This window comes from Kitasatospora sp. NPDC057518, from assembly GCF_042802075.1.
Taxonomy (GTDB): Bacteria; Actinomycetota; Actinomycetes; order Streptomycetales; family Streptomycetaceae; genus Kitasatospora.
On the sequence record NZ_JBHVEU010000015.1, the window covers coordinates 16,037 to 29,417 of the forward strand.

Below are 13,381 nucleotides of genomic sequence, written 5' to 3' on the forward strand. Positions count from 1 at the left end.
TCCAGGCGGGAGGGGTGGTTCAGCGGGTCGGGGTGGGAGCGCCGCCGCCGTCGACGTGCTCGACCCGGACGCCGGGCAGGTTCCGGGAGCAGGCCTTGGCGAGCGGGGCGAGCCGGGTGGCGGAGAGCGGGTCGGGGCCGAGGCCGATCGGGAGGTGGAAGCGGCCGTCGGCGGTCCGGTACGGGTGGGGCCAGGCGTGCAGCCGGGTGGCCCCGGCCTCCTCCAGGGCGGCCAGCAGGGCGCGGACGCGGCCCCGGGCGAGGCCGAGCGACTCCTCGTCGGCGCTGACCACGGCCCAGGCGGCGTGCCGGCGGTGCAGCGGGGGAGCGGCGAGCAGGGCGGGCCACAGGGGTTCGGCGGCACCGGGTGTCTCGGGTGCCTCGGGTGCCTCGGGCGCGTTGGGAGCCTTGGAGGAGTCGGCGGCCTCGGTGGCTTCGGCGGCCTCGGTGGTGAGTTCCCAGGCGCGGTAGAGCTCCTCGGTGAGCAGGTCGCGGGTGTCGGCGCTGACCTGGGTGGTGCAGCTGCGGACCGGGGCGGAGGGGGTGAGGACGGTGAGCGGGCCGGAGGAGGGCGGCGTCGGACCACCCGTGAGGGCGACGGGCTGGCGCCAGTCCCAGCCCGCCCAGGTCTCGGTGAAGCGCTGGAAGAGGTCCTCCTCGGGGCCGTCGGGCGCCTCCAGGACCGTCCGGGCGGCCAGCACCGACCAGGCGAGCGAGGGCAGTTGGCCGAAGGGCGCGGAGTCCAGGCCGCGCGCCCGCGCCCAGGCCTTGACCTGGCGGGCCAGCCGGACGAAGCGGGCGTGGCGGTCGCCGAGCGCTGCCAGGACCGCCTCGGCGTCCGTGACGGCGCTCAGCGCGACGGCCTCCGCCTCGCCCAACTCCGTACGGCGGTCTACGGCTTGGGTCGGATCGAGAGCGCCGGTGAAGACCACCACGAGGTCGACCGACAGGCCGTCGGCGGTCAGCCGGAGCCCCGGCACCCGGGCACCGCGCACCTCGCGCAGCCGCCGGGCCTCCGGCAGCGCGGCCGCCACCCGGGCGCGGACGGCGGGCAGATCGGCGGCGCCGGGCAGCGCCACCACCAGGTCCAGGTCGCCTCCGTCCAACTGGCAGCCGAGCCGTCGGGAGCCGACGGTGTGCACCACGCCCTCGGGCAGGGCCGCCGCGATCCGGCGGGCCAACTCCGTTGCTGTTGAAGCGTGTTCGGGCGGCTCCGGGGCCGGTGAGGCGAGCGGCTGCTCGGGCACCGGCCGCACCTCGCCGGTCCCCAGCGAGACCACGGCGCGCGGCCGCATCGGCTCGGTGCCCCGGCGGGAGAGCACCACCAGCTCGCCGACCCGGGCCGAGGCCCCGGTCAGCCGGGCCGCGCAGTCGGCGGCCACCCGCTGCGGGTCGGCGCTGCGCCCGAGGCTCAGGTGCGGGGTGAAGCCCTCCGCCCGGCCGAGGCAGCGCGGGAAGCGCCGTTCCAGCGCGTGCCGCAGCGCCGACCAGGGCGCGGCGGAGGCGGCGGCCGGGTCCAGCCAGACGGTGGCGTCCTCGCGGTGCCCGAAGGTGTGCACGCCCTCCAGCCGGGCGGTGAACGGCGCGACCTCGGCGGCGGCCGCGCCCAGCAGCGGCAGGGCGCGGTCGAACTCGGCCTCCGGGGCGAAGCCGAACAGCAGGTTGACGTGCGGGGGCCAGCGGCGCACCTGCGGGTCGTACGCCTCGCGCAGGTGCTGGATCGGCGGCCACAGCTCCTCGGGCGGCAGCCAGGCGACGGCGGTGCGGGCGGTGGGCGCGGCGTCGAGGACCATGGCGCCGTCGCCGTCGCCGCTTTCGAGGAGGAGGTCGACGGCCACGCCGTAGTGGTCGGAGGGCAGGAGCCCGTCCGCGTCCGGGCGGTCGCCGAGCAGGACGGCCGTGGTGGCGCGGGTGCCGTCGGCGCGGTGCAGGACGCGGTCCAGCCGGCCCGGGCGGCCGGTCAGCGAGGAGACCGCGGCGAGCGGGTTGGCCGTCGGGTCGAAGGTGGGGGTGTCGTCGCCCGGCCCGTGCACCTCGGCCCAGGCGTCCCGCAGGCCGAGCGCGGCGGCCGGGCCGGCCGGGCCGGAGCGGCCGTCGTTGAAGTCCCCGAGCAGCAGCAGCTCGCCCTCCACGCCCGCCAATCCCTCGGCGAGCCGGGCGAGTTCGGAGCGGCGGCGGTCGGCGCCGTCCGGGGAGTGGTCGCTGCTGAGGTGGACGGCGGCGACGGTCAGCGGAGCGCCGGAGGCCCGAACCGCGAGGGCGGTGACGGCCTTGTGCGGGCCCAGCGTGTGCCGCCCGGCCGCCAGCACCGGCAGCCGGCTGAGCAGCAGCAGGCCGTGGTCGTCGACCTCCGGCCCCAGCGGGTCGGCGCCGAGGGTGTACCCGGCGCGGACCCAGGGCGCCGTCAGCAGCAGGGCGATCAGCTCCGGCTCGACCTCCTGGAGGGCGATGACGTCGGCGTCGGCGGCCGCCAGCGCGGCGAGCAGCAGCGGGCGGCGCCGGGCGGTGGCGATCCGGTCGGCGTCATAGCGATCCCACAGGGTGTTCCAGGTGACCACGCGCAGGCCGGTGGCCGTGGCGGCGGTCCCGGCGGTCTCGGTGGTCTCGCCGGTCCGGGCCGGCCGCCAGCCGCCGTCCGGGTGCCAGGCGTACGGGGTGGTCGCGGTGAAGAAGGGCGCGGGCAGGAGCGGCGGGTCGGTGCGGCGCCCGGCCTCGGTGCGGTCGAGCAGGTCCACGCCCGAGGCGCGGTCCCAGACCCGTACGCCGTCCGCCTCGACCCAGTGCACCCGGTGCCAGGGGATCTCGCCGGAGGCGGTGAAGGCCTCCAGCGGGACGCGCTCAGTGCGGTCGTCGCGGTGGCGCACGCCCAGGGAGAACCGGGCCGGGTCGAAGCGGGCGTCCCAGCGGATGCGCTGGCAGATCTGTTCGATGGGGCGCATCAGTCCTCCTGCTCGTCGAGCGTGCCCGCGGTGTCCTCCACGGTGCCACCGGGGCCGACGTACCAGGTGCGGTGCGCCTGGCCGGGGTAGGGCGGGCCGAAGCGGTGCAGCTGCGCGGTGAGCACCTGGTCGGGCACGGGGTGCGGGCGGACGGCGTTGCGGCGCAGCAGCTCCTCCTCGCCGACCACCAGCACCACCTGGGTGACCAGGGCGTCACGGCGCTGGGCGACGGCGTGGACGTGGGAGCGCTGCTGGCGGTTGAGCGAGGTGGCGTCCCAGACGGCGGTGGCGCCGGCGGATCCGCCAGGGTCAGTGGTGGATTCTCTAGGGGCAGGAGTCGGGGCGGTGGCCAGGGCGGCGTCCAGCCGGGCCAGGCCCTCGCGCAGCACATCGGCGTTGTCGCGCTGGTCGGCGCGCGAGCCCCGGGCGGCGCGCAGGTCGTCCAGGCTGATCCGGGCGGTCACGCCGGTGAGCCCGGCGGCGAAGCTGCTCTTGCCGCTGCCGGAGGGGCCGCACAGGTGGACCAGTCGGGGGAACCGGCCGTCGCGCCAGCGCCAGGTGGCCGCGACGGCCTCCTCGGCGGTGGCGATCCGGCCGAGGGCGTACGCCTCGCGGGCCTGGGCCCAGCAGCGGTCGGCGGCGTCGCGGTCCAGACCGGCCAGCGCCGTCCGCAGCTCGGCCCGCAGCCGGGCGAGCGGCGCCTCGGCGAGCAGCCCGGCGTCCTCGGCGTACAGCGCCGACCAGGCGACCTGCTCGCGCTCCGCCCGTCCGGGGGCGGCGGTCGCCGCGACGGCGTGCAGCACTCCGAGGTCGGCGGCCGCCGAGAGCCGGACCAGCCCGGCGCGGCGCTCCTCGTCCGGGTACGGCTGCTGGAGGGCGGGGTGCAGCCCGACCAGGTCGGCGACCCGTCGGGCCAGCGGCAGTCCGATCGGCCCGGCCAGCAGCGGTGCCAGCGACCGGCGGGGGGCGGTGCGCAGCGCGGTGGCGAGCACACCGGCCAGCCGGGCGTCCCCGCCCCGGCCCAGCTCGTCCAGCCGGGCCGACACCTCGGCCAACTCCTCCGGAGAGCAGGAGAGTTCGGGTATGTCCAAGGCCGCCGCGAGGGCGGCGGGCTCGGGCAGCGCACCGGAGCGCACGGCCCAGAGCGCGGAGCCCGGGGCGAGCCCGTTCTCCACCACCGCGGCGTGCATCCAGTGGGTGTCGGTACGCACGTGCCGCGGGCGGACCCACTTGGCGACCCGCTCGCCGAACTCGGCCCGGGAGAAGCCCCGGACCGTCCGCACCACGTACCCCTCCTGCCGGTCGAGGTCCAACCGCAGGGCGCGCAGGGCCCGTTCGTCGTAGCGGCCGCGCCACAGCACCCGGGGGGCGGGGACGCCGAGGCGGCGCAGGAAGCGGACGGTGTCGTCCCAGTCCAGGCAGTGGTCCCGGCCGTGGCTCCGGTCGTCGGTGCCGCCCGTCCAGACCGAGAAGCCGTAGAACCAGCTCTCCAGATCGGTGTACGGGATCGAGTGCCGGGCGAACAGGTTCTCGCCGCAGATCCGCCAGCCGTCCGGGATGCGCGGGGCGATCCGGCTCTGGAGGCCCTTCACCCAGGCGCGGGAGGGGTGGTGGGCGGAGTCCAGCGAGCGGGCGTGCAGGCCGTCGCGGTAGAGCGTGGTGTTCTCGCCGTCGAGCTTCTCGGTGACGACGACCTCGGCGCCGGCCAGCGCGGACAGGTCCCCGGCCCGTACGTCGTCCGCCGCCGCGCCCGGTGACCAGGGCAGATGCGGCGTCCGGGGGTAGTGCACACGCATGTCCGGCTCCCTGGGCGTTCTTGATCAGGCGGACACTGTAGGAGCCGCCACGGACGCCGGGCCACCGATTTACCGAGCTTCGGAGTGGGTGCGCGGCGGAGCAGGACGCGACGGTACTTGCCGTCGTCGTCACCGCGGTCGGCGAACAGTCCGCGCGGCTCAGAGCGCCCGGCGGAACACCTCCGCCAGGTCGGCCGCGGTGGTGGGGGCGATTCCGGGTTCGTCGACGAGGGCGGTGTCGATGGCCGCCGCGAGCCGGGGCGGCAGCGTGGGCAGTCGGTCGCGCACGGGTACGGGCGGCCGGTGCAGGACGACGGTGACCGGATCGGCGTCCGAGGGGAAGTCGCGCGGTGGCGAGCCGGTGAGCATCCAGTACAGACAGGCGGTCGTGGCCCAGAGGTCGACCTCGGGCAGCGCGTACTTGAAGTCGAGCACCTGGCCGCGCGGCATGAAGGCCGGGCTGCCGCCCAGAGCACCGGTGAGGGTGTGGCCGGAGAGGCCGGCGCTGTCGAACGCCTTGGACAGGCCGAAGTCGGCGACCTTCACGGCCGGGTTCTCCCGCGTCCCGGTGAGCAGGAGGTTCTGCGGTTTGATGTCGCGGTGCACCAGCCCGCGATAGAGGGCCGAGGACCCGTCGGCGTGCCGGACCGGAACCTGCGCGGTGTGGGCGTAGTGCAGTCCGCGGAGCACCTGGAGGGTGATGCCCACCGCGCGGTCGACATCCAGCCGGCCGCCGGACCGGGCCACGAGGTCGGCGACGCTGCCCAGACGGCAGAACTCGCAGGTGAAGTAGAAGGTGCTGCCGTGGGCGCCGGCACCGTGGAAGGCGACGATGTTCGGGTGGCGCAGCGCGCGGGTGCAGGCGAACTCGCGCAGGAAGCCTTCGCGGGCCGAGGGGTCGACGGCGCCGTGCGCCGACAGGGTCTTGAGGGCGAGGAGTTCGCCGGTCTCCTCGTGCCGGGCGAGGTGGACGACGCCCTGCCCGCCGCGGCCGAGTTCCTGGAGCACCTGGTAGCCGCGGATGCCGGTGAGCTCCGGCGCCCCGGCCCCGGCCGCGTCGAGCAGTACGTGCAGTGCCTCGACGGGGTCCGGCGTGCGGGCGTCCGCGTCCGGGCCCGGGTCGCCGGCCATGCGCTCCGCCGCGTGGACGGCGACGCGCAGGACCGCGCGCCCGACGCGGATCTCGTCGCCGTCGGACAGGTGCCGCCCGGGCGGCCCCGGCCGCAGTCGCTCGCCGTTGACGTAGGTGCCGTTGCGGCTGCCGAGGTCCCGCACCCGCAGCTGCGGGGGGTCGACGTCGAGTACGCAGTGGTGGCGGGAGGTCCGGGTCTCGGTCGGGGCCAGCCGGATCCCGCACTCGGCCGCCCGGCCGACCAGGCAGGTGGTGCGGCGGCCGAAGACGCGGGCCGCCGCCGGCGCGCCGCGGAGGGTCAGGGTGACGGAGAACGGCATGTCAACGCTCCCGCCGCGGCGCGGCGCCCGGGCCGCCGCCCGCACCCGGCGCCGGGTCCGGTTCCCAGGTGTGGTCCCAGTCGAGCTCCCAGCAGCGGACGGAGTCGAGTCCGGACGCCAGCAGGTAGCGGTCGTCGGCGCTGAGGGCGAGGCCGAAGACCGGGCCCTGGTGTCCGCCCAGGACGCGCAGCCTCCGCTCCCGGTCCAGGTCCCACACGTGCACCTCCTGGTCGGTGAGGCCCACGAGCGCGAACCGGCCGTCGGAGGTCAGTTTCAGCGCGTTGACGAGGCCGGGGTCGCGGAACTCCCGGAGCACCCGGCCGGTGGCTGTGTCGAACACGGCCAGCCTTCCGTACCCGGCGGCCACGGAGTGCCGGCCGTCCGCGGAGATCGCCAGGTGGTGGGAGTTGTACAGGCCGTCGAGCGAGTAGATCCGACGGCCGCTCGCGGCGTCGTAGCCGTGCACGCCGAGGTGGTCGTGCTCCAGCAGGGTCCGGCCGTCCGGGGCGAAGCGGAAGCCCGCCCGGACGGGGCGCCCGGCGTGCCGCCAGAGGCGCTCGCCCGAGGCGAGGTCCCATCCGCAGAGTTCGCCTCGATCGGAGCCCGGTCGGCTGCCGTCCCCGCCGCCGTCCCGGGCGTCGACGGAGGCGGTCGAGGCCCCGTACCGGCCGTCGGGGCTGATCGCCACCGTGGCCACCGGCCCTCGGTGGGCGGGGAAGCGGAAGGCGGGCCCGGGGCGGCCACCGTGGTCCGGCAGGTCCGCGATGTCCCAGCGGCAGAGCCTTCCGCCGTCGTCGCCGGTCAGCAGCCACGGGCCGGCGTCGGCCAGCGCCACGGCCTCGACGCCGTCGGGCAGCAGCGTGACGGTCCGCTCGTCCCGGAGGTCGAACAGCGCGGCCTCCCCGCCGCCGTGGAGGACGGCCCTGGCGCCGTCGTGGGTCAGCAGGAGGGCCTGGCCGGCCCCGGCATCCGAGGCGACCACCCGGTGGCGGCGGGCGTTGGCGGCGTCGCACAGGACGAACCGGTCCTACAGCACCGCGGCGAGGAACCAGCTGGTGTCCCCGGCGAACGCCGTCGCCGCGGGCCTCGCGAGGCGCACGGTGAAGTCGAACGTCTGCCAGGCGCCGCGCAGGCCCGTGGTGCGCCCGTGCCGGCCCAGGGCGTTCCACGCGTGCAGCAGTTCGGGGTGCCGCTCGTGGCCCGGCACCGCCCGCGCGGCGCGCAGGGCGTCCGCCGACCGCGCGTGGCGGCCCTCCCGCAGGAGCCGTTCGCCCTCGCGCATCGCCGCCCTGAACCGCCCGGCGTGGTCGGACAGTTCACCGGCGGCCCGGGGCCTGGCGTACGCCCACGGCGCGCGGTAGCCGGGGACGGGCAGGGGCAGCACGCTGATCCGGCCGTCGCCGAACACGGGCAGCACGGCGTAGCGGCCGTCGGCGCTCACCGCGAGGACCCGCGTGTGCTGCGACGTGCCGTCGTCGACGGTGCGCAGGCAGCGGCCGGTTGCCGTCTGCACGACCTGCAGCGGCTGGCCGCCTCCGACGACGGCCAGCGAGCCGTCCGGGGTGAGGGCGAGCGCCGAGACGTCCGTCAGCGCGTGGCGCACCTGGGCGGCGATCCGGTTTGCCCGCACGTCCCACAGCACCATCGGCCCGGCCCACACCTGCACGGCGTACATCGCCCCCGGGGCCACGGCGGCCCCTCGCACGAAGCCGCCCCAGGCCGAGTGGTGGGGCTTGGCGCGCGGCTCGGTGAAGACCGCCCCGCACACCCCGGTGGACACCAGCCAGCCGCGGAGCTTGTCGTCGCGCAGGTCGCCGGCCGTCACGGCGAACTCGCCGTCGTCGCTGAGTCCGAGTGCGGTCAACCGCTCCGCCCGGCTCTGCACCGGGCCCAGGAGCCAGGGGGTGTCCAGGCGCCGGAACCACAGGGTGCCGTCGTCGTGCCCGGTGGCGGCGACCGTCCCGTCGGCGCTGAGCGCGACCGCCGCGACGGGACCGGCGGTCGGGCCCGCCGGGAGGGGGAGCCGCCGGCCGCGGGTGAGGTCCCACGCCTCCGGCGGACCCTGCCCGCGGCCCACCAGGCCGATCCGTCCCGCGGCGTCCATGGCGACGGACACGACGCCCGGCCCCTCGCCCTCCGGCGTCAGCTCGCGCAGGCAGCGGCCGCTGCCCGTCTCCCACAGCCGCAGCCCACCCCGGTGGTCGCCGGACAGCACCAGACCGCCGTCGGCCGACACCGCCAGTGCGGCCACCCCGGCCGGGTGGCCGGCGAGGACCGCCGGGCGCGTCCCCGGGTCGCGGGCGAGCTCCGCCAGTGCCTCGGAGATCTCGGCCGGTTCCGGTTCCCCCGGGGCCGAGGGGCGCAGCAGTTCGGCGGCGCGCTCGCGGTCGCCGCGCTCCAGGTGGACGAGCCCGAGCAGCCGCGCGCCCAGGGCGTCGTCGCCACCGGCCCGGCGGGCGACCTCCAGCTCGGCGACGAGGTCCAGGTCGGTCTTGCGCGCACAACGCCAGCGGTGCAGGCCGAAGTTGAAGGCTGCGACGAGGTGGTGGGGGTCGGCCGTCATTGCCTCCCGCCACCGTGCCTCGGCATCCTCCGTGCGTCCGAGGTCGAGCAGGGACAGCGCCTGGTTGGAGAGTCCGTCGGCCAGCAGCGCGGCCGGCTCCGGGGCCGGGCGCGGGTACGGCATGCCCGTGAGGTCGCGGTGGACGCCGATCAGGACGTCGGCGGCGTCCGCCGGCCGGGCGGGCCGCGCCGCCGGGTCGGTCGTGAAGCACTGGCGCAGCAGCGCCACGACCGCGGGGGGTGCGGGCGGCAGTCGGGGGTCGAGCCGTCCGGTCGCCAGCAGTTTCTCGAACACCGCGCCGGCGGCCTGGCCGTACCGGGTCGGCCGGTGGCCGGTGAACATCTCCAGCACCGTCAGCGCCCAGGACCACACGTCCGTCGCGGGCGTCAGCCGGACGGCCCGGCGGCCCAGGGCGGCGAGCGCCTGTTCGGGGGAGCAGTAGGCGGGGGTCATGCCGCCGAAGGTGACGGCTGCCCCGGCGAGGGGTGCGCCGGCGGCGGGTGCGCCGTCGGGGCCCGCCGCACGGGCCCGGGCCAGTCCGAAGTCGGTGACCTTGGCGGTTCCGTCGGGTTCGAGCATGACGTTGGCGGGCTTGACGTCCTGGTGGACCAGGCCGCTGTCGTGGGCGTGCTGGAGCCCCCACGCGGTCTGGACGGCGACGTCCAGCACGCGTGCGAGGGCGGCTTCCCGACTGCCCTCGTAGAGGCGGCCGTCGGCCACCGCCTCGGCGAGGCTGCCGCCGTCGACCCACTCGGCGAACACCCGCGGCAGCCCGTCGACGGTGCGGACGTAGGCGCAGTTCACGGTGTGCGGGTGGAGGCCCAGGTCCACCCAGGTACCGGCCTCGGCCTCGAACCGGAGCCGGCTCGCTTCGGAGGCGACGAGGCCCGGGCGGGGCGTCTTGACCGCGAGGTCGACGTTCCAGCCGCGGTGCCGGACCCGCTGGACGACCCCCATGCCGCCGCTGCGCACGTCGTCGAGCACCTCGTAGAGGTCGAGGACCACGTCGCCGGGCCGCCAGGCGGGGGGCATCGTGCGCCGCATCGTCAGTCGGCCAGTGCCACGTACAGGGGGCTGCCGAGTAGCACCCGCATGTCGGGCCCGGCGTCGAGTTCGGGGTAGGGACTGGGCCCGGTCAGCAGGCGGCGGGCGACGAACTCGACGGTCTGCCGCGGGCCGCGCAGCAGCCGCCCGGCGGTGTGTACCGCGGCCAGGGAGGCCTCCTCGACAGGGGCTTCGGTGCATTCGCTGTCTTCGGTGCCTTCGGGGGCGAAGGCCGAGGCCAGACCGGCCAGGAGGGTCGGCCCCGAGGAGGGGGCGAACACCTGGGCCTGCGGTGCGGTCGTGCCGAGCACGTGGCCGACGGCGCCGCCGAGGCCGAGGACCGTCCGGTCGGTTCGGCCGCCGAAGTACACCAGCGAGCCGTCGCCGCCGCCGTGGAGGGTGCCCCACTGCATGGGCAGACTGCCGCGGAAGTACGGCCCCGGTTCGTCCACCGATCCGATCTGGTCGGTCTCCTCCAGGTGGCGCAGGACGCGCTCCAGCTTGGCGGTCCGGTCCGGCGCGGGCGTCTCGACGCTCCGCTTGATGTTGAACAGCCTGACGCTCAGGCCTGCTTCGGTGGTGCTCCGGCGGCCGAAGGCGGGGTCGACCTGGGAGAGCAGCATGTCGATCTTGGCGTCGCTGATGTACAGGTAATAGCGCACCGTCACCATATGAGGGTATCCCGTCACCGTCCCGCCGGTCACGGCTTTCGCCGAGAAACCTCGAGGCCGCCCGGTGAGTCAAGGCGGGCGGGTCGTGGGTGCCTCGCGATCGCCAACGCCTGCTGACGGCAGTGAAGTTGACCTTGCCGGACAGCAGGTTGTCCGACGGGGTCCTCGGTCGCGGAGGTGTGGACGACACGCGGGCAGGAACGTCCCTGCACCCCCGCGCCGCCGCCCCGGGGTGCAATGGGCGCCACCTGGCACACCGTCAACAGGGGAGGCCGACAGGTGGAGACGACGACGAGGGACGCGGACCCGGTCCGGGTCCTGGACGTGACGAGCGCCGACTACCGCCGGGCGTTCGAACTGTTCCTGGCCGGGACGGACGAGAAGCCGATCACCCACGCCCGGCTGAGCGAGATCGTGGCCACCCTGCCGCACCGCCGGGTCCTGCTGGACCTCGGCGCGGGCGACGGCCGCACCACCGCCCACCTGAGCCGCTCCTTCGACCGCACGATCGCGGTGGAACCCAGCGCCGCGATGCGCGAGAAGCTCGGCGCGGCCTGCCCCGACGCCCTCGTCCTCCCGGAACCGCTCGACCGGGTCCACCCGCCCGAGCAGGCCGACCTCGTCCACCTCTCCCACGTGCTCTACTACGTGCCCGAGGCGAACTGGTTCGGCACCGTCAGCCGCGCCCTGGACTGGACGGCCCCCGGCGGCACCCTCCTGGTCGTGCTCCAGAACCCGGAGAGCCCGTGCATGCGGATGGCCGCGCACTTCACCGGCGTCCGCTACGACCTCGCGCCGCTCGCCGACCGCCTGCACGAGCGGCACCCGGAGCACGACTACGCCCTCGAAACCCTCGACCTCCACTACCGCGCGCCCGACCTCGCCGAGGCGGTGGACGTCGCCGAGTTCATGGTCAACGTCGCCGACCTGGCCACCCTCGACCCCCGCCCGTCCCGCGCGGCCCTGGCCGCCTACGTCCAGGAGCACTTCGCCCTCCCCGGCGGCGGCTACGGCATCGGCCACACCCAGGACATGCTCGTCATCCGCCGGGCCGACCGGGCCTGAGTCGCTCCCCCTCTGCCCTCTCCCGGCAGCCCTCGTGTGTGACGATCACTACGGGCAGAACGACCCGCGCGGCGGGTGGCGCCGCGACACCACGGGAGACCCGCATGGCCGACCACTATCCGTACCGCATGGCGACCAGGAGCGGGGACCTGACGGTGATCTGGCGGCCCGGCGAGGGCGACGCACCCGATGAGCTCCTCGTCGACGACCTCGGAGGACTCCTCGTCTTCCGGGACATCGAAACGCTGCGGGACCACTGTGATCGCAACGGCCGGGAGCTCGTCTGGGAGGGCGAGGGCACGCTCGACCTGGCCGCCGTGCGGCGGTGGGTCGAGCACCCCGAGCCCGGCCCCGGCCCCGGTCCGGTGCCGGCGGGACTGCTGCTGGAGGCGTGGAACTTCTTCGAAGACCTCGCCCACAGCGTGACGGCCGGCCCGCCCCTTCCCTCCCAGGGGCCGGTCCACGACAGCGCCTACGAGAAGGTCTTCGGTGGCGACACCCTCGAACCGGCCGCCGACGAGGAAGCCCTGACGGACGAGGAGACCGCGGCCGTACGTGAACTCCTGCGAGCCGGGCTGGACCTCTGGGAGGACGCCGTGCGCCGGTCCGGCGCCGGCTGATTGGTGGGGTGGTAGTGGGCCGCTCAGCGCCGTCCGGAGGACGCGTCGAGCACCGCGACGCCCGTCGGGGTGGCGACGTGGGCGGCCGTCTGGCGGTCCCGGTGGGTGGCGATCAGGCCCGCGTTGCGCAGCGTCGTGGCGTGCTCGCTGGCGCTGGCCACGGAGATGCCGACGAGCGCGGCGAGTTGCCGGGTCGAGCAGCCCGGGTGACCGGCGATGGCGCCGAGCACCGCCGCCCGGGTGCGGCCCAGCAGGGATCCGACGACGTCGACCGCCGGCGGCGACTCCCGACGGCCGCCGGACGGGAGGGCCGGGAACAGAGGCATGGCCGCACCCTCCTGGAGCCGGGCCACCGGATAGGTGAGGACGGGCTGCGGCACCGCGTCGAGGTTGACGATCGGGGCCTCGACGGCGAACACCGACGGCTGGAGCAGCATCCCCTGCCCGGCCAGGTGCACGTCGGCGTCCAGACCGGAGACCGTCGCGATCTCCAGCACGGGCGCCCGCCAGCGGACCCGCCGCGGGTTGAGGCGCGCGAGCAGCGCCTCGACGCCGCCGCCGAGCAGCTGGCGGGACCGCACCGCCGCGTCGGCCGCCGTCAAGGCCTCGACCTCCCGCCAGTGCGGGACGAGGGCGTGGCCGGCCACGTGCTCCAGGCTGTCGCACAACTGCCGCAGCAGCAGCGGGTCGTCGGGCAGCCGGCGGGCCCACGAGGGCAGGGGCTGGTGCCGGGCCGTGTTCTCCAGGCTGGCCCGTACGCGGCTGCGGGGCGTGGCACGGACCTGTTCGATCAGTTCGGCGGGCGTCGCGGCGTTCGCGCCGCTCAGGAAGTCGGTGATCCGCCCGCGCGAGGGCATGAGGGCGAGGACCATGCGCGAGGCGGGCTGCAGGGCGGACAGGGTGCGGTGGCGCCAGGCCCCGAGCCGCTCCGGCTGGGTGCGCTCCTGCAGCTGCCGTGCCGCGGTGCTCAGCTCGATGCAGGGCGCCGGTCCGTCGGCGACGCGGGTCCGCGCGAGGTCCTCCATGGTGAAGTGGATGCGTAACGGCACGTCGTCGCCCTCTCCCCAAGCCCGACCGGCGCCTCCGCCGGTGCTGCCGTCCTCCTGCGCTCGACGGCCATCCTCGTCGAGCGCGGGCACGCGGGCCAGTAGGGGGACGGGCCGGAATCGGGACCGGGTCGCCGGCCCCGAACGGTTGATCAGGTGCTGTGGCGTCAGGCGACCGGCCCAGTT

Annotated in this window: 9 protein-coding genes; 2 read left to right on the plus strand and 7 right to left on the minus strand. The window is 76.1% G+C overall.

What is annotated here, in order from left to right; all coding sequences use genetic code 11:
* Positions 1-19 precede the first annotated feature (19 nt).
* The 6 genes from ACFU7Z_RS02955 to ACFU7Z_RS02980 all read right to left on the minus strand — a co-directional run bounded on the left by ACFU7Z_RS02955 (position 20) and on the right by ACFU7Z_RS02980 (position 10,461).
* Positions 20-2,938: a poly(A) polymerase gene (locus ACFU7Z_RS02955; protein ID WP_380775583.1), complete on the minus strand. Its 2,919-nt coding sequence runs from the start codon at positions 2,936-2,938 to the stop codon at positions 20-22.
* Positions 2,938-4,734 (minus strand): RNA ligase family protein, encoded by a 1,797-nt coding sequence (locus tag ACFU7Z_RS02960; protein WP_380775585.1) that lies wholly within the window; start codon positions 4,732-4,734, stop codon positions 2,938-2,940. The genes ACFU7Z_RS02955 and ACFU7Z_RS02960 overlap by 1 nt, the downstream gene beginning before the upstream one ends.
* A gap of 159 nt (positions 4,735-4,893) precedes the next feature.
* A complete protein-coding gene (locus ACFU7Z_RS02965) occupies positions 4,894-6,186 on the minus strand; it encodes a protein kinase (RefSeq protein WP_380775586.1) in 1,293 nt (430 codons plus the stop codon).
* Position 6,187: 1 nt separating this feature from the next.
* A complete protein-coding gene (locus tag ACFU7Z_RS02970) occupies positions 6,188-7,168 on the minus strand; it encodes a WD40 repeat domain-containing protein (RefSeq protein ID WP_380775588.1) in 981 nt (326 codons plus the stop codon).
* Positions 7,169-7,213: 45 nt separating this feature from the next.
* Positions 7,214-9,781 carry a WD40 repeat domain-containing serine/threonine protein kinase gene (locus ACFU7Z_RS02975; RefSeq protein ID WP_380775589.1) on the minus strand — a complete coding sequence of 856 codons (2,568 nt, stop codon included), beginning with the start codon at positions 9,779-9,781 and terminating at the stop codon, positions 7,214-7,216.
* 14 nt (positions 9,782-9,795) lie between these two features.
* Complete coding sequence (locus ACFU7Z_RS02980) at positions 9,796-10,461, minus strand: DUF7019 family protein (RefSeq protein WP_380775590.1); 666 nt, start codon at positions 10,459-10,461, stop codon at positions 9,796-9,798.
* Between the two features lie 282 nt (positions 10,462-10,743).
* Here ACFU7Z_RS02980 and ACFU7Z_RS02985 point away from each other — a divergent pair, with 282 nt between their 5' ends.
* Both ACFU7Z_RS02985 and ACFU7Z_RS02990 read left to right on the plus strand, forming a co-directional pair.
* A complete protein-coding gene (locus tag ACFU7Z_RS02985; protein WP_380775592.1) occupies positions 10,744-11,529 on the plus strand; it encodes a class I SAM-dependent methyltransferase in 786 nt (261 codons plus the stop codon).
* A 104-nt stretch (positions 11,530-11,633) separates the two neighbouring features.
* Positions 11,634-12,149, plus strand: a complete 516-nt coding sequence (locus tag ACFU7Z_RS02990; protein WP_380775594.1) for a hypothetical protein — start codon at positions 11,634-11,636, stop codon at positions 12,147-12,149.
* Between the two features lie 23 nt (positions 12,150-12,172).
* Here ACFU7Z_RS02990 and ACFU7Z_RS02995 read toward each other — a convergent pair whose 3' ends face one another.
* Positions 12,173-13,198: a DUF5937 family protein gene (locus ACFU7Z_RS02995; RefSeq protein ID WP_380775597.1), complete on the minus strand. Its 1,026-nt coding sequence runs from the start codon at positions 13,196-13,198 to the stop codon at positions 12,173-12,175.
* Positions 13,199-13,381: the final 183 nt, after the last annotated feature.

What these genes read in the sequence shown, in the direction of transcription:
- ACFU7Z_RS02965 (WP_380775586.1), bottom strand. Translation starts at nt 6,186, where the DNA reads ATGCCGTTCTCCGTCACCCTGACCCTCCGCGGCGCGCCGGCGGCGGCC.
- ACFU7Z_RS02990 (WP_380775594.1), top strand. Translation starts at nt 11,634, where the DNA reads ATGGCCGACCACTATCCGTACCGCATGGCGACCAGGAGCGGGGACCTG.
- ACFU7Z_RS02975 (WP_380775589.1), bottom strand. Translation starts at nt 9,781, where the DNA reads ATGCCCCCCGCCTGGCGGCCCGGCGACGTGGTCCTCGACCTCTACGAG.
- ACFU7Z_RS02960 (WP_380775585.1), bottom strand. Translation starts at nt 4,734, where the DNA reads ATGCGTGTGCACTACCCCCGGACGCCGCATCTGCCCTGGTCACCGGGC.
- ACFU7Z_RS02955 (WP_380775583.1), bottom strand. Translation starts at nt 2,938, where the DNA reads ATGCGCCCCATCGAACAGATCTGCCAGCGCATCCGCTGGGACGCCCGC.